A 14,349-nucleotide genomic window follows, 5' to 3' on the forward strand; every position below is an offset into this window, starting at 1 on the left:
CGAAACGCCGGTCCGAGGCAGCAACGAGAACCCATTGCACCGCATTTCAGGTGCACAAGGGCAGTGAGGCGGACATGGCAGAACTCTATTCCACGCAGGACGTGGGCGAACAGGATTCATCCAGAGATCAGGGTGGGGCGCCGTTCGGTGCGGCGCTGAACCTGCTGGGGGCGGCGGCGTCAATTGCGCTGATCGCAGGGATCGGCATGTGGGGATATCAACTGGTCATGCGCGACGTCAGCGGTGTTCCGGTCGTCCGCGCAGTCGAAGGGCCGATGCGGATACAACCCGATGATCCGGGGGGGCTGCCCGCCGACCATCAGGGGCTGGCGGTGAATGCGGTTGCAGCCCAAGGGACAGCCGAGGCTCCGGCAGATCGACTCATTCTCGCGCCACGACCCGTTGACCTTGCCGACGAAGACCAACCCGCTAAGCCGGGTGAAGAGGTCATGGCCGCGAATGCGCCACCGACCGAAAGAGAGGCCGACTCCGGGAGCGTCAGTTCGATGGTTGATCGGTTGCTCGCCGGTGTCCTGTCCGGTTCGGACGAACAAGCGGATACCACAATCGTCAAAGCTGCGGCACGGATTGACCAGCCGGCAGATGTCACGGCGGCCCAAGAGGCCATCGCGACCGACACAGCGAATGTAACCGGCCCCGGCCCGGCGCGGTCGCTGCGCCCGAAATCCCGCCCGACAACTGCGACGGGCGCGGGTGCCGTTGTGACACCGGTTGCGCTCAAGCCGGGTTTGGATGTTGACCCTGACAGCCTGCCTGTCGGGACGCGGCTTGCGCAGCTTGGTGCGTTTGAAAGCCCGGATCTTGCACGGCAGGAATGGGATCGGCTCGCTGGCAAGTTTAGCGACTACATGGACGGCAAATCGCGCGTCGTGCAAAAGGCAAGCAGCGGCGGGCGCACGTTCTATCGCCTTCGGGCTATGGGGTTTGACGATCTCGCCGACGCGCGGCGCTTTTGTTCCGTGTTGGTTGCGGAAAAAGCAGACTGCATCCCGGTCGTCACCAGATGAGTTTTGGCGCGACAATCCTCGACGCCGAAGGCTTGCGCCTGAGCGCAGACGAAAAGGCATTCTTTCGCGATGCGGACCCATTCGGGTTCATTCTGTTCGCCCGCAATCTGGAAACATCCGATCAGATCCGCGCGCTGTGCGCAGAGTTTCGCGAGGCGGTTGGCCGCGAGGCACCGATCACCATCGATCAGGAAGGGGGCCGCGTTCAGCGTCTGCGCCCACCTTTGGCCCGCGAATGGCTGCCGCCGCTTGAACATGTTGCCAATGCCGGTGACGGTGCGGAACGGGCCATGTATCTGCGCTATCGGCTGATCGCGCATGAATTGCGCGAACTCGGAATTGACAGCAATTGCGCCCCGATGGTCGATGTGGCGGGGCCGCAAACCCATCCGTTCCTGTTGAACCGTTGTTATGGCGAAGAACCGGACCGGGTTGCGCAATTGGGGCGTGCCGCTGCCGACGGGATGTTGGCAGGTGGTGTATTGCCGGTGGTCAAACATATTCCGGGTCACGGGCGCGCGACACAAGATAGTCATTTTGACCTGCCTCATGTCTCAGTGAATGCCGAAGCGCTGGATGACACCGATTTTGCGCCGTTTCGCGATCTCAACGACCTGCCGATGGGGATGACGGCGCATCTGGTCTATGATGCGATTGATCCGCAACCGGCGACGATTTCCCCCCGGATGATCACGTTGATCCGCGAACAGATCGGGTTTGACGGGCTGATCATGACGGATGACATCTCGATGAAGGCAATGTCGGGATCGTTAACAGGTCTCTCACGTGCCGCCATCGAGGCGGGGTGCGACGTCATTCTGCACTGCAACGGAACGCTCGCGGAACGGGCAGAGGTGGCGGAGGCGGCAGGCCAAATGACCGATGCCGCCCAGGCGCGCGCTATGGCAGCGCTGGACGCCCGTCGTGACCCTGCAGAACTTGACATTCCGGCCTGCGAAGCCGACCTTCATCGCTTGATGAGCGGAAAGGTCTATGGCTGAGACACCCTTTCAGGAAGACAGCATGTCGGTGGCCGAACGCGTGGCCGCCGAGGCGCTGATTGTTGATGTCGATGGCTTTGAGGGTCCGCTGGATGTGCTGCTGACCCTGTCGCGGACACAAAAGGTAGATCTGCGCAAAATCTCGGTTTTGCAGCTGGCGCGGCAGTATCTCGGGTTTGTTGAAAAGGCCAAGGCGTTGCGCCTTGAACTGGCCGCTGACTATTTGGTGATGGCGGCGTGGTTGGCGTTCCTGAAATCCCGGCTGCTGTTGCCGCCCGATCCGACCGAAGAGGGGCCATCGGGCGAAGAGCTTGCCGCGCATCTGGCCTTTCAGCTTGAACGACTGCAAGCAATGCGCGATGCGGCGGCACGCCTGATGGGGCGGGATCGGCTGGGCCGGGATTTCTTTGCCCGCGGGCAGGCCGAGGATGTTACCCGGATCAAGACGGTGACCTATACCGCAACCTTGCTGGATCTCATGCAGGGCTATGCCCGGATCCGCACCCGCGACGAATTCCGGCCCTTTGTCATGGACCGGGAATCGATCTTTACCATGGAGCAGGCGCTGGACCGGATGCGACCGCTGATCGGGTTTGCCGGAACATGGACGGATCTCACGAGCTATATGCCCGAAGGATGGCATAGTGACCCGGTGCGGCGCCGCTCGGCCACGGCGTCGACTTTTGCCGCATCGCTTGAACTGGTAAAGGAGGGGCATCTGGAAATTCGGCAAACCGATAGCTTTGCCCCGATACAGTTGCGCAGGAAAGACAAAGGCTCGTGACCGAAGAGAGTGCAGCAGAGACTCAATCCGAGAGCTTGTTTCAGGCGCCGCCCATGGGCGAACAGGAACGCATGGTCGAAGCGGTTCTGTTTGCCAGCGCCGAACCGGTCAGCGTGCGTGACCTTGAGGCGCGAATGCCGCACGGGTGCGATGCGGCCGAGGCGCTGGTGCGTCTGCGCAAGCGCTATGACGGGCGCGGGGTGCAGGTTCTCAAGGTCGGCAATGCCTGGGCAATCCGAACCGCGCCTGATCTTGGTTTCCTCATGCAGAAGGAAACCGTGGAAACCCGAAAACTGAGCCGGGCCGCCATCGAAACGCTGGCGATCATCGCCTATCATCAACCCGTGACGCGGGCCGAGATCGAGGAGATCCGAGGTGTGTCGGTGTCACGCGGCACGGTGGATCAGTTGCTGGAAATGGAATGGATCCGGTTCGGACGGCGCAAGATGACACCGGGGCGGCCGGTGACATTTGTCGTTACACCAGAGTTCCTTGATCACTTTGGCTTGGAAAGCGCGCGCGATCTGCCGGGCCTCAAGGAACTGCGCTCTGCTGGCCTGCTGGAAAACCGATTGCCGCCAAGCGCGCTGCCAACAGTGGGCGACGGGGATGATGACGACGAAGAGATCGGCGCGGGTCAACCAGAATTGTTTGAAGATTAGCACCATTTAGGCCATGCAAATGACCCGATCCGGCATATATAGGGGCTAACAAGGTAAGGAACGGTATGAACCTGAACCAAGTCATCAACATGGTGGTGCGCATTCTGATGCGCAAGGCCATTCACAAGGGGGTCAACGCCGGTATTGGCGCGGCCTCGGATTTTTCCCGTCGGCGTAATGCGGCCAAGGGCGGCGCAGAGCAGCCCCGGCAGAACGCAGGCAACCAACCTCAGTTGACTGAACAGCAGCGTCAAGCCAAGCGCGCCGTCAAGATGGCAAGCCGCGCGTCACGTATCACCAAGCTGTAAAAGCCGTTGCTGTCAGGATTTGAAATGCTTGGACAGCTTGAGCCCCTGACCCTGATAATTTGAAGAGATACCCGCGCCGTAAAGCTGTGTCGGGACCTCTGCCATCCGTTCGTAAACCAATTTACCAACGATCTGACCGTGTTCCAGCACAAATGGCGCTTCGTGGCAGCGGACTTCGAGCACCCCGCGTGATCCGGCACCGCCTGCTGCGGCATAGCCAAAGCCGGGGTCAAAAAAGCCCGCGTAATGCACCCGGAATTCACCGACCATGGCGAGGTAGGGTGCCATTTCAGCGGCGCAATGTGGCGGGATCGCGATCGCCTCGCGGCTGACCAGAATATAAAACGCGCCGGGATCAAGAATGATCCAGCCGGTATCAGTGCGCACTGGCTCCCAGAAATCGTCGGCGGCGTAATGGTTCAACCGGGCCAGATCGATCACGCCCGTGTGTGGTTTCGCGCGATAGCCTACCAGTGTTCCTGTCTCTGGTCGCAAATCAACGGAAAAGCCCAACCCGTCGGATATCACCGCATCACCGGACACGATGGGCGAGGCCGCATGGATGTCGCGCAGTTCGTCATCTTCGATAATGGTCTTGCCAGTGCGAAAGATGATTTGGTTCAGCATCTGGCCTGCACGGGCGATGACCGAAAAACTCTGAGGGCAGATTTCGACATAGAGTTGGCCGCAATACCCCGGCGCAACCCGGTCAAATTCCACTCCGCGATCAGTGATGATGCGGGTCAGAAGATCGAGTCGTCCGATGGATGATTTTGCACTGGCAGCGCCCGACATGTTGGCGGGCAGGGCGAGGCTCTCCATCAAGGGCACGACATAGACGCAGCCCTTTTCCAGAACCGCGCCACCGCTCAGGTCGATCTCATGCATGGCGAAATCCGCCATCCGTTCGCGGACCGTGCGTTCAGGCCCCGCCAGAAACGACGCGCGCACACGATAGGCAACATTGCCAAGACGCAGGTCGAGGCTGGCAGGTTGAACCTGACCGGGCGCGATGGGCGTTGTAGCGGTGATTGCGCCGCTTTCCAGCATCGCGGTGATCTGCTGATTCGGACTGACGCCTGTCATCTTGTTCCCCTTGGCGATCGGGGGTGTAATCGTCGGTGTGTTTTGGTCGGGCTAGCAGGACTCGAACCTGCGACCTTCCGTCCCCCAGACGGACGCGCTACCAGGCTGCGCCATAGCCCGACGATGGGCCGTTCATACCGGTTTTCAGACCGGGGGCAAGAGGGAATCACCGGAATTAACCTATGCCGCGCCAGACACTTTATCGAGCCACTCATCCAAGGCCCGGATCAGGGGTTTCGCGGCGGCCGCTTTCTCTGCGCCGAGCTTGTTAAATGTCACCAACTCGGCCATAACACCCGGATTGTAAGGGATTTCATCTTCCTGCGGTGGGTCGGGCGCATCGACGACAAGGGCCACAGGCTTTGCCGGTTCTGCTGGCGCATCATCAAGCTCTGAGGATGCCGCCACATCTGCGGGTTGCGCAGGCGATTCTAGGGGGGCGGGGGCCTCAACCTCGGGCGCTTGGGCTGCGTGATGCGTGAACGAGGGGAGGGGGAGTTGTTCTTCCTCGCCGCCGTCATCTGATACGACTTCAAGCTCGGGTGCCTCTGGTGGGGAAACCTCTTCGGCAACCTCGGTCTTGGCAGTCGGCGGTTCGGCGATTTCAGACGGCGGTTCGGGCGCCTTGTCCTCAAGAATGGGCGGCTCAGGACTGTCGTCCACAGGCGTTTCTTCGGGGCCTTCTGCCAGCGGCGCAGACATAGCGGAAACGTGATTAACGCCTTGCTCCCTCAGGATTTTCTGAACGCCCTTGATCGTCAGACCATCCTCGTAAAGCAACTGTTTGATGCCTCCCAGCAATTGCATATCCGTCGGCCGGTAATACCGCCGTCCCCCGGCACGCTTTACCGGTTTCACCTGGCTGAATTTGCTTTCCCAAAAGCGCAGGACATGGGCTTGAATGCCCAGCCAATCCGCCACTTCGCTGATTGTGCGAAATGCGTCAGGCGACTTGGTCATACGGTGGACTCCGGATCAGGTATTCTTGTTGCCCGCTGCTACGCGATCTTTCATCAGATGCGACGGGCGAAACGTCAGAACACGGCGGGGTTGAATTGGAACTTCTTCCCCGGTCTTGGGATTCCGTCCGATACGGGCAGATTTGTCACGTACGCTGAAGGTGCCAAAAGAAGAGATCTTGACCTGCTCTCCGCGTACCAGAGCATCCGACATATGCTCGAGCATACTCTCGACAAGCTGCGCACTTTCGTTTCTCGAAAGACCGACTTCTCGGAAAACGGCTTCGCTCAGGTCCATCCGAGTCAATGTCTTTTCGCCCATAGTCACCCCCTACTGTTGAAACGCAGCATAGGGCGGTGGCAAATTCGCTGTCAATATCAATGATTTGCAAGCAGAGAGATAAGCGTGATTGCGCGGGTCCTTACCAGCGCAAAACCACGGCGCCCCAGGCCAATCCGCCGCCGATGGCCTCGGTCACGATCAAATCGCCGGGTTTGATCTGGCCGCGCTGTTTGCCGACTGACAGTGCAAGCGGAATTGAAGCGGCGGAGGTGTTGCCATGGTCCTGAACCGTCACGACCACCCGGTCCATATCGAGGCCCATCCTGCGCGCGGTGCCCTGAATGATTCTGATATTGGCTTGATGGGGGACGATCCAATCGACGTCATCAGACGTCAGCCCGGCCTTTTCCAATGCAGTTTCCGCTGTGGAGGCCAGTTTTTCGACCGCGTGGCGGAAAACCTGATTGCCCTGCATCCGCAAGTGCCCGGTGCTCTGGGTGGAAACGCCCCCGTCGACATAGAGCAGATCCTTGAATTGACCGTCCGAATGCAGATCAGTCGCCAGAATTCCGCTGTCGGCGGCGGTGCCTTCACCTTCTTGTGCTTCAAGAACAAGCGCTCCCGCGCCGTCTCCGAACAGGACACAGGTTGTCCTGTCGGTCCAGTCCATGATCCGGCTGAAGGTTTCGGCACCTATGACCAAAACGCGTCGGGCCTGACCGGATACGATCATCGCATTGGCTGTGCTCAGCGCATAGACAAAGCCAGCACAGACTGCCTGAACGTCAAAGGCAAACCCATGCGTCATGCCCAGTTCTGACTGAACCATGGTTGCGGCGGATGGAAAGGTCAGGTCAGCAGTCGACGTTGCGACGATGATTGCGTCCACATCGGCGACAGTGATGCCGGCATCCTGAATCGCGGCAGTGGCAGCCTTGGTCGCCATGTTTGATGTGGTTTCGCCTTCGGCCGCAAAATGGCGGCGCTGGATTCCGGATCGCGAACGAATCCATTCGTCGGTGGTGTCCAGTGTCGCTTCGAATTCTGAGTTTGGGACCACACGGTCCGGCAGGTAGTGTCCGATCCCGATGGCGGCTGCGCGCAGTGTCATGCCTGACCTTTTTCTTCTTGTTCTTCCGCCGTGTCATCGGTCGGTTCCAGAGCATCTTGGGCAAGCTCTACCGTGGATGCAACCCGAGCGGCCAGTTTTTCCGAGAAACCGGTCTTGGCGAGTTGGAAGGCCAGTTTGACCGCGGCTGATATGCCGGTCGCATCTGCGCTGCCGTGTGATTTGATCACGGTGCCGTTCAGCCCGAGAAAAACGCCGCCATTGACGCGGCGGGGATCGATTCGCTTTTTCAGGCGGCCCAACGAGGTGATCGCAAGAACAGATGCCAATCTTGACAGCATCGAATACTTGAACGCGTCGCGCAGCAGCGAGGCAATCAGACGGGCGGTGCCTTCGCCGGTCTTGATCGCGATATTGCCGGTAAATCCGTCCGTGACGATGACATCGGCGGCATCGCCGGGGATGTCGCTGCCCTCGACAAAACCGACAAATTCGAAATTGGCCTGATCGGCGAATCCTGAGATCAGACCATGCGCTTCTTTCAGTTCAGTGCGGCCTTTGTGTTCTTCGGTGCCGACATTGAGCAGGCCCACGCGCGGGTGGTCCAATTCCAGACCATTGCGCGCGTACGACGCCCCCATCAGCGCAAACTGCAGCAGATCACGTTCGTCCGCGCGGATATCCGCACCGGCGTCAAGCATCAGGGTGAACCCATGCGGGTTGCGGGACGGGAAGAGAATCGCAATGGCCGGGCGGTTTACGCCCGGGAGCTTGCGGAGCCGAATGACACTCAGCGCCATCAGGGCGCCGGTGTTGCCGCAGGATACGACGCCTGCCGCTTCGCCGTTGCACATGGACTCAAGCGCCGACCACATGGACGTGCCCTTGCCATTGCGCATCACGTCACGGGGCTTGTCCTCCATCGTCACGACATCGGTCGTGTTGCGATATTCAACCCGGTCGTTCAGGATCGTGCGCTTGGCCACCAGGGGCCGCAGCTCTGCTTCCGGGCCATGCAGAATGAACCCGATTTCCGGGTTCTTGTCTGCAGATTTCGCAATGCCCGCCACAACGGCCGAAGGGCCGTTGTCTCCGCCCATGGCGTCAACCGAAATTACGATGCGGTCGGCTTGTGCCGGGTTCTGATCGGGCAGGGCCGTCATTCAGGGGCTTGCCTGGCCGACTTACGCGGCGTCTTCGTCCAGATCGATCTCTTCGGTCAGTACGACAATTTCCTTGTCGTCATAGTGACCGCAGGACGCACAGACGTGGTGCGGGCGCTTCAGCTCGCCACAGTTCGGGCATTCGTTCGGGTTTGCAGCAACCAGCGCATCGTGCGCACGACGATTGTTGCGGCGCGATTTGGATACTTTGTTCTGTTGGACAGCCATGTCTCAACCTTTGTCTGATAGGGGCCGGCGGACGATCCGGGGCCGAGTTGCATTTCTTGTTTCGCGTATCGTTCTGACCGGCGTGACGTGCGTTTAGGCCGAGGCCCGTACGATGTCCAACCAAAAATCCGGTGAGCGCGAGAAAATACTGCGATTTTCTGCATGTGCAAGCAATTTTTCCACGCGCCGGGTCGGATCGAATTGTCGTTGGCGGCTAGCTATCCTTTTTCAACGCATCACGCAACTCTGCCAGACCGGCAAATGGGCGCGCATCGTCATCGGTCATGGGTTTGATTCCCTTTTCCGCAAAAGTCGCGTTTTCCGCCTCGATCCCGTCTTTGCGCGGATAAAGGGGGAGCGCCAGAGTCAGCGCTTCGGCCATCACGGCGCCCGGGTCGATCACTTTGCCCAGTCTTTCGACGTTGTCATCCTCGGGCATTTCGACTTCTTCTTCGCTGACATCCGGCAGGTCTGCGACATAGAGCCGCCGAACATCCACGTCGATACGCGTTGTCACCGGTTCCAGCGTGACAACACAGGGCTGAACCACGGTTGCACCAAGTTTTCCGGTCAATTCCCAATCACGGCGCCCCTGCGCATTGACCTCTCCGACAAAACGCAGCTTGCGCAGACCGCTCAACCCAAGCTCGTTTGCCAGTGCTTTCTGGGTATCGGGGCCGGGGTGCAGCTCAAATGCGGTGGGTGCGTTCTGCGGCAGATCGGCGACCCGCAGGGTGGTTGTGTCTGGCATCTTGGGACTTTCGTTTCTTGAACCATCCGTCCGGTTTCTGTAATCGGGATAAAAGGCGTATCACGCCAAGGCAAGAGGGCAGCCATGTTCGGCACAGCATCGCGTATCAGACCGGCATTGCGCGCGGCGGTCATTCTGACTGCCGGTTTGGCGATTGCCGGTTGCTCGGCGATCTACCGCAATCACGGCTATGTGCCGACCGAAGAGGATCTCGCCAAGGTCACGGTCGGGGTCGATACCCGCGATACCGTTGCCGAGGCCGTTGGCGTGCCATCGGTCTCAGGGGTGTTGAATGAGAGCGGCTACTATTATGTCAGTTCACGCTTGCGCCACTATGGCGCGTTGGAACCAAAGGTTGTCGAACGTCAACTGGTCGCAATCAGCTTCAGTCAAACCGGAGTGGTGCAGAACATCGAACGGTATGGGCTCGAAGATGGCCGGGTGATCACGCTGAACCGTCGCGTTACCGAATCCAGCGTCAACGACCAAACCTTCCTGCGTCAGCTTCTCGGCAATATCGGCAATTTCAATCCGGGCACTGCGATCGGCGAATAATTTGGCAGGCCTTTGCCTTCTGCCTTGAAGCTGTGACCTTGCAGACCTACGATTCGTTTGGTTGCCATACGAGTTCGCCATGCTTCAACAGAACCCAATTCTGGCTCAAGGCCGGTATCATGTGCGTCAGGCAAGCTGCGCAGGCGACATTGCCGCTGCGAGAGCCCTGCGACAACGAGGGTTTGCGCTCGCAGAACCGGATGCCGATATCTTTGATGACACCTGTCACCACATGTTGGTGCAGGACAGGCAAACCGACGCGATCGTCTGTTGTTTTCGTCTGAGCGTGCTCCGTCACCGCGCCGACTGCCAACACAGTTATTGCGCGCAATATTATGACTTTGGGCATCTGTTCGACGATAGTAGCCCTTTGCTCGAAATGGGCCGGTTCTGCGTTGAACCCGGTGTGCGTGATGCAGATATTCTGCGGGCGGCCTGGGCGGCGTTGACCGTCCTTGTCGATGACATCAGGGCACGTATGCTCATTGGTTGCACCTCTTTTGCAGGCACCGATCCGGCACCATACTTCGATGCGCTTACAGAACTTTCGGCGCGCCACCTCGCGCCGGAGTCGTGGAAACTGGAGACGACGGCACCCCGAACCATCTGTTTAGCCGAAAACGCCGATCGAAAACCTGACGAAACCCGCGCCTTGGCGCAAATGCCGCCGCTTTTGCGCAGCTACCTGGCAATGGGGGGGCGGGTCAGTGATCACGCTGTGATCGACGAACAGATGAACACGTTGCATGTGTTCACAGGACTTGAAATCGACGCGATTCCAGCGGGTCGCAAACGCTTGCTGCGGGCGCTCGCGCGGTAGGCTTGCGGCGCTGATCATTGAAAGATGCGTTCGGCACGTTGACGCCTCGGGCAAGGCGGTTTAGCTGGCAGCCATGGCGCGTATTCCCCTGCTTCAACTTTCCGGCATATCCCTCGGCTTTGGCGGGGATCCGGTGTTTGCGGATCTCGATCTGGTGATCCAACCCGGCGACCGACTGGCGCTGGTCGGACGCAATGGATCAGGTAAATCCACATTGATGAAGGTGATGGCGGGCCTTGTCGAAGCTGACGGCGGCTCGGTTGTGGTCACGCCCGGATCCTCGGTGGGGTACATGGAACAGGACCCCGATATGGCGGGTTTTGCCACGCTGGGTGATTATGCCACCAGCGGGCTTGAGCCGGGCGAGATGTACCGGGTCGAACGCGCGGGCGAGGGGTTGAAATTCGATCCCGACCGCCCCGTTGAAACTGCATCCGGTGGCGAACGACGACGTGCGGCGCTGGCCAAGCTGATGGGCGAAGCGCCTGATCTGATGCTGCTGGACGAGCCGACCAACCATCTGGACATCGAGGCCATTCATTGGCTCGAACGGGAACTCTCCGCAACGCGCGCAGCCTATGTTCTGATCAGCCATGACCGTGCCTTTTTGCGGGCCTTGTCGCGTGCAACCCTCTGGATCGACAGGGGACGTGTGCGCAGACAGGATAAGGGGTTCGAGGCGTTCGAGGCTTGGCGCGACGGTGTCTGGGAAGAAGAGGACATGCAGCGGCACAAGCTGAACCGGTTGATCAAATCCGAGGCTCGTTGGGCCGTCGAAGGTATCAGCGCCCGGCGCAAGCGCAACCAGGGGCGTGTGCGGGCGCTGCAGGATCTGCGGGCCGAACGTGCCAGCCAGATTCGTCGTCAGGGCACCGCCGATCTCGCGCTGTCGTCGGGCGGCAAATCGGGCAAGAAGGTGATTGATGCCGAGGGTATTTCCAAAGCCTTTGGCGCTACCGAAATTGTCCGGAATTTTACGATCAATGTGCACCGCGGCGACCGAATCGCGTTTGTCGGTCCGAATGGCGCAGGCAAGACCACGCTTCTCAAGATGTTGCTGGGAGAAATCGAACCTGATTCGGGCCAGATCAAACTCGGCACCAATCTTGAGGTCGCGGTGTTCGACCAGGCGCGCGCCCAACTTGATCCGGATATGACCCTGTGGGACAGCCTGACAGGGGATGCCGACATGCGCGTATCGGGCCGGGCCGATCAGGTGATGGTGCGCGGGGCGCCACGGCATGTGGTCGGCTACCTCAAGGATTTCCTGTTTGACGAAGCGCAGGCCCGCGCGCCGGTCCGGTCATTGTCGGGCGGGGAAAAAGCGCGGCTTTTGTTGGCGCGGCTGATGGCGCGGCAAAGCAATCTGTTGGTGATGGATGAACCAACCAACGATCTGGACGTTGAAACGCTCGATCTGTTGCAGGAGTTGCTGGACGATTACGACGGCACCGTACTGCTGGTCAGCCATGACCGGGATTTTCTGGATCGGGTTGCAACGGCCACGGTTGCGATGGAAGGCAATGGGCAGGCGACGCTTTATGCGGGAGGGTGGAGCGATTACGTCGCACAGCGCGGTGACACGCCCGAAACCGCCGAAAGTAAACCCAAATCCGCCAAACCCAAGGCGCAAAAGCCTGCGGCAACCAAGACCGGCCTGTCCTTTACCGAAAAGCATCGGCTGGAAGCCTTGCCGGAAGAAATCGAACGGCTCGAGGCCGAGATTGCCAAGTTGGAACAACTGATGGCCGACCCGGAGCTTTATGCTCGCGAGCCGGTCAAGTTTCAAAAGGCCACCGAGGCGCTTGTTGCGCGGCAGAACAAGCTTGCCGCGTCAGAAGAGGAATGGCTGGTTCTGGAAGAGAAGGCGGGCGGTTAACGCATCCGCAGCGCACCGTCGATTCGGATCACCTCGCCATTGAGATATCCGGCTTCTACGATGAACCCGGCAAGCTGCCCGTACTCTGATGGATCACCCAGACGCGGTGGGTTGGGCACATCGGTTGCCAGTTGTTTCTGAACATCCTCGGGTAGACCCGCCAGCATCGGCGTCATGAATATCCCCGGTGCGATGGTCATCACCCGAATACCCGTACTTGCCAGATCACGGGCCATGGGCAGCGTCAAACCAACAACTCCGCCCTTTGAGGCGGAGTAGGCGGCCTGACCCTTTTGGCCATCAAACGCGGCGATCGAAGCCGTGTTGATGATGACGCCGCGCGCGCCATCGCTCTCGGGTTCGTTCTTGGCGATTTCGACTGCGGCGAGCCGCGAGACGTTGAATGTGCCCGCGAGGTTGATGTCCAAGGTGCGTTTGAACGCATCCAACGGGTGCGGCCCATCCTTGCCGACCGTCTTGATGCCAAAGGCGATGCCAGCGCAGCTGACGCAGGCAGTGATCTTGCCCATCTTATCCATCGCCAGCGCAATCGCCGCGGCAACCGAATCCTCGTCCGTCACGTCGGTTTCAGCGAAATATCCGCCAATGTCGGCAGCAACGGCCTTGCCGCGCTCTGCATCGCGATCCAGAATTGTCACCTGTGCGCCGCTTTCGGCGAAATGGCGGGCCGTAGCTTCGCCAAGGCCGGATGCGCCGCCGGTGATGATCGCGGCTGTGCTGGACAGTTTCATGGGTGGTTCCCCCTCATTTGAACATGCGTTCAGTTAACCGTTCGGCAGAGTGCATGTCCAGCGGTCAGATTGGCTGCACGCGCATTGATCTACGATCAAGGGCCGCAAGGCACCGCAGCGTTTTCCCCAGAGGTGGCCACCATAGCCATGTTCCGCCAAGTGGGCGGGTAACGGCACCTGCGCCCAGTTTGAACCGGGCGAGGCCAGCGGCATGTTGCGTGTCGATCAGCCCCAAATCCAGACGCCGGTGCCCATGGGCCGCACACCAGCACGCGGCGTGCCACAACAACAGGGTGTACGCCGAAAGCGACCTGCCTGCGGGGGTGCTGTGGCCGATGTGATAGGTAACCGCGTCCCCATGGCGCAGAAACAGCATCGCCGCCACCGGATCGCGCCCATCGTATGCGGTAAAGAGCACTGTTTGGTTCGGGTTCTCGCGCCCATAGGCCAGCGTGAGTGCTTCGGGCCAGCTGCGATAGCCGCGCCGCCGCTGCAACGCGCGATCCGCTGCGAACAGCCAGTGGCCGGGGGCAGGGGCGCGGGTGCATTCTGTGACGCGCAAACGATTCTGGGTTTCGGCGCGGGTAAGCCGATTGCGCCATTTCTGATGCAGACGGGCGCGGCGCTGATCCTCAGAGATCGTCAGATCGATTTCGGCCACGCTGGTAGGGGTCACTAGCGGCACCGCGCCCAGAGTTTCGAGCAGGTCGGCGCAGGGAGAATCGGGCGAAAGCAGAATTGGGGCGCGTCCCAGGTCGGCGCCAAGCAACCAGTCGCGCAGCGCGTCTGGCTCTGGCGGCAGTAACCTCGGGTCCGGACGCGACAGCATGGTCACGGGCAATCGCCCGCCCAACCTGCGTCGCAAGATCACCGTCGTGTAGGGCATTGGCAGGACCAAAGGAGCCTGTCCACAAGCGCGTAGGGCTGCAACAAAGTTCAGATGTTGTTGCAGAGCACCGGGGCGGTGATTGGCATGGGGCATGCTATCGAACATGGGCGGCATTAACCCGGCCTAAACCTA

17 protein-coding genes and 1 tRNA gene are annotated in these 14,349 nt (G+C 60.1%); 8 read left to right on the forward strand and 10 right to left on the reverse strand.

The features are described 5' to 3' along the window. Nucleotides 1-74: 74 nt before the first annotated feature. From ABJO75_RS10780 to ABJO75_RS10800, 5 genes are all read left to right on the forward strand, one after another. Nucleotides 75-1,028 (forward strand): SPOR domain-containing protein, encoded by a 954-nt coding sequence (locus ABJO75_RS10780; protein WP_348130123.1) that lies wholly within the window; start codon nt 75-77, stop codon nt 1,026-1,028. After that, nucleotides 1,025-2,029: a beta-N-acetylhexosaminidase gene (gene nagZ, locus ABJO75_RS10785; protein ID WP_348130126.1), complete on the forward strand. Its 1,005-nt coding sequence runs from the start codon at nt 1,025-1,027 to the stop codon at nt 2,027-2,029. The genes ABJO75_RS10780 and nagZ overlap by 4 nt, the downstream gene beginning before the upstream one ends. Beyond that, nucleotides 2,022-2,813, forward strand: a complete 792-nt coding sequence (locus tag ABJO75_RS10790) for a ScpA family protein (RefSeq protein ID WP_348130129.1) — start codon at nt 2,022-2,024, stop codon at nt 2,811-2,813. The genes nagZ and ABJO75_RS10790 overlap by 8 nt, the downstream gene beginning before the upstream one ends. Before the next feature lie 53 nt (nt 2,814-2,866). Next, nucleotides 2,867-3,475, forward strand: a complete 609-nt coding sequence (gene scpB, locus ABJO75_RS10795) for an SMC-Scp complex subunit ScpB (protein WP_348130477.1) — start codon at nt 2,867-2,869, stop codon at nt 3,473-3,475. Between the two features lie 65 nt (nt 3,476-3,540). After that, the gene (locus ABJO75_RS10800; protein ID WP_348130132.1) at nt 3,541-3,783 is read left to right on the forward strand and encodes a hypothetical protein; all 243 of its coding nucleotides are present in this window, start codon (nt 3,541-3,543) and stop codon (nt 3,781-3,783) included. A 12-nt stretch (nt 3,784-3,795) separates the two neighbouring features. Here ABJO75_RS10800 and ABJO75_RS10805 read toward each other — a convergent pair whose 3' ends face one another. The 8 genes from ABJO75_RS10805 to ABJO75_RS10840 all read right to left on the reverse strand — a co-directional run bounded on the left by ABJO75_RS10805 (nt 3,796) and on the right by ABJO75_RS10840 (nt 9,322). Then, a complete protein-coding gene (locus tag ABJO75_RS10805) occupies nt 3,796-4,869 on the reverse strand; it encodes a 2'-deoxycytidine 5'-triphosphate deaminase (protein WP_348130135.1) in 1,074 nt (357 codons plus the stop codon). A gap of 43 nt (nt 4,870-4,912) precedes the next feature. Then, a tRNA-Pro gene (locus ABJO75_RS10810) sits at nt 4,913-4,989 on the reverse strand. A 60-nt stretch (nt 4,990-5,049) separates the two neighbouring features. Then, nucleotides 5,050-5,829 carry a MerR family transcriptional regulator gene (locus tag ABJO75_RS10815; RefSeq protein WP_348130137.1) on the reverse strand — a complete coding sequence of 260 codons (780 nt, stop codon included), beginning with the start codon at nt 5,827-5,829 and terminating at the stop codon, nt 5,050-5,052. A gap of 15 nt (nt 5,830-5,844) precedes the next feature. Further along, nucleotides 5,845-6,150, reverse strand: a complete 306-nt coding sequence (gene ihfA / locus ABJO75_RS10820) for an integration host factor subunit alpha (RefSeq protein WP_348130140.1) — start codon at nt 6,148-6,150, stop codon at nt 5,845-5,847. A gap of 100 nt (nt 6,151-6,250) precedes the next feature. Next, a complete protein-coding gene (locus ABJO75_RS10825) occupies nt 6,251-7,222 on the reverse strand; it encodes a beta-ketoacyl-ACP synthase III (RefSeq protein ID WP_348130143.1) in 972 nt (323 codons plus the stop codon). Continuing rightward, nucleotides 7,219-8,343 (reverse strand): phosphate acyltransferase PlsX, encoded by a 1,125-nt coding sequence (gene plsX / locus ABJO75_RS10830; RefSeq protein ID WP_348130147.1) that lies wholly within the window; start codon nt 8,341-8,343, stop codon nt 7,219-7,221. Before plsX ends, ABJO75_RS10825 begins: the two co-directional genes overlap by 4 nt. 21 nt (nt 8,344-8,364) lie before the next feature. Continuing rightward, nucleotides 8,365-8,571 carry a 50S ribosomal protein L32 gene (gene rpmF, locus ABJO75_RS10835; protein ID WP_316774968.1) on the reverse strand — a complete coding sequence of 69 codons (207 nt, stop codon included), beginning with the start codon at nt 8,569-8,571 and terminating at the stop codon, nt 8,365-8,367. A gap of 214 nt (nt 8,572-8,785) precedes the next feature. Continuing rightward, entirely contained in the window at nt 8,786-9,322 is a 537-nt protein-coding gene (locus tag ABJO75_RS10840) for a DUF177 domain-containing protein (RefSeq protein ID WP_348130150.1), read from the reverse strand. Nucleotides 9,323-9,406: 84 nt separating this feature from the next. On the opposite strand from ABJO75_RS10840, the gene ABJO75_RS10845 reads away from it, so the two are divergent. The 3 genes from ABJO75_RS10845 (at nt 9,407) to ABJO75_RS10855 (ending at nt 12,576) form a co-directional block, all read left to right on the forward strand. Continuing rightward, the gene (locus tag ABJO75_RS10845; protein WP_348130152.1) at nt 9,407-9,877 is read left to right on the forward strand and encodes an outer membrane protein assembly factor BamE; all 471 of its coding nucleotides are present in this window, start codon (nt 9,407-9,409) and stop codon (nt 9,875-9,877) included. A gap of 79 nt (nt 9,878-9,956) precedes the next feature. After that, nucleotides 9,957-10,697 (forward strand): GNAT family N-acyltransferase, encoded by a 741-nt coding sequence (locus ABJO75_RS10850; RefSeq protein ID WP_348130154.1) that lies wholly within the window; start codon nt 9,957-9,959, stop codon nt 10,695-10,697. A gap of 73 nt (nt 10,698-10,770) precedes the next feature. Next, on the forward strand, nt 10,771-12,576 hold the full coding sequence (locus tag ABJO75_RS10855; protein ID WP_348130157.1) for an ATP-binding cassette domain-containing protein: 1,806 nt from the start codon (nt 10,771-10,773) through the stop codon (nt 12,574-12,576). On the opposite strand, the gene ABJO75_RS10860 is transcribed toward ABJO75_RS10855, so the two are convergent. Next, nucleotides 12,573-13,328, reverse strand: a complete 756-nt coding sequence (locus ABJO75_RS10860; protein WP_348130160.1) for a 3-hydroxyacyl-CoA dehydrogenase — start codon at nt 13,326-13,328, stop codon at nt 12,573-12,575. The two genes, ABJO75_RS10855 and ABJO75_RS10860, sit on opposite strands and share 4 nt — an antisense overlap. Before the next feature lie 64 nt (nt 13,329-13,392). Then, complete coding sequence (locus ABJO75_RS10865) at nt 13,393-14,322, reverse strand: GNAT family N-acetyltransferase (RefSeq protein WP_348130163.1); 930 nt, start codon at nt 14,320-14,322, stop codon at nt 13,393-13,395. Nucleotides 14,323-14,349 lie beyond the last annotated feature (27 nt).

It is taken from the genome of Sedimentitalea sp. (genome assembly GCF_039973035.1).
Lineage (GTDB): Bacteria > Pseudomonadota > Alphaproteobacteria > Rhodobacterales > Rhodobacteraceae > Sedimentitalea.

Bases quoted from the DNA above. Each gene is read 5' to 3' on its own strand.
- ABJO75_RS10865 (WP_348130163.1), bottom strand. From the start codon at position 14,322: ATGTTCGATAGCATGCCCCATGCCAATCACCGCCCCGGTGCTCTGCAA.
- ABJO75_RS10855 (WP_348130157.1), top strand. From the start codon at position 10,771: ATGGCGCGTATTCCCCTGCTTCAACTTTCCGGCATATCCCTCGGCTTT.
- ABJO75_RS10840 (WP_348130150.1), bottom strand. From the start codon at position 9,322: ATGCCAGACACAACCACCCTGCGGGTCGCCGATCTGCCGCAGAACGCA.
- ihfA (WP_348130140.1), bottom strand. From the start codon at position 6,150: ATGGGCGAAAAGACATTGACTCGGATGGACCTGAGCGAAGCCGTTTTC.
- ABJO75_RS10860 (WP_348130160.1), bottom strand. From the start codon at position 13,328: ATGAAACTGTCCAGCACAGCCGCGATCATCACCGGCGGCGCATCCGGC.
- ABJO75_RS10850 (WP_348130154.1), top strand. From the start codon at position 9,957: ATGCTTCAACAGAACCCAATTCTGGCTCAAGGCCGGTATCATGTGCGT.
- rpmF (WP_316774968.1), bottom strand. From the start codon at position 8,571: ATGGCTGTCCAACAGAACAAAGTATCCAAATCGCGCCGCAACAATCGT.
- nagZ (WP_348130126.1), top strand. From the start codon at position 1,025: ATGAGTTTTGGCGCGACAATCCTCGACGCCGAAGGCTTGCGCCTGAGC.
- ABJO75_RS10790 (WP_348130129.1), top strand. From the start codon at position 2,022: ATGGCTGAGACACCCTTTCAGGAAGACAGCATGTCGGTGGCCGAACGC.
- scpB (WP_348130477.1), top strand. From the start codon at position 2,867: ATGGGCGAACAGGAACGCATGGTCGAAGCGGTTCTGTTTGCCAGCGCC.
- ABJO75_RS10845 (WP_348130152.1), top strand. From the start codon at position 9,407: ATGTTCGGCACAGCATCGCGTATCAGACCGGCATTGCGCGCGGCGGTC.
- ABJO75_RS10800 (WP_348130132.1), top strand. From the start codon at position 3,541: ATGAACCTGAACCAAGTCATCAACATGGTGGTGCGCATTCTGATGCGC.
- ABJO75_RS10815 (WP_348130137.1), bottom strand. From the start codon at position 5,829: ATGACCAAGTCGCCTGACGCATTTCGCACAATCAGCGAAGTGGCGGAT.
- ABJO75_RS10825 (WP_348130143.1), bottom strand. From the start codon at position 7,222: ATGACACTGCGCGCAGCCGCCATCGGGATCGGACACTACCTGCCGGAC.
- ABJO75_RS10805 (WP_348130135.1), bottom strand. From the start codon at position 4,869: ATGACAGGCGTCAGTCCGAATCAGCAGATCACCGCGATGCTGGAAAGC.
- plsX (WP_348130147.1), bottom strand. From the start codon at position 8,343: ATGACGGCCCTGCCCGATCAGAACCCGGCACAAGCCGACCGCATCGTA.
- ABJO75_RS10780 (WP_348130123.1), top strand. From the start codon at position 75: ATGGCAGAACTCTATTCCACGCAGGACGTGGGCGAACAGGATTCATCC.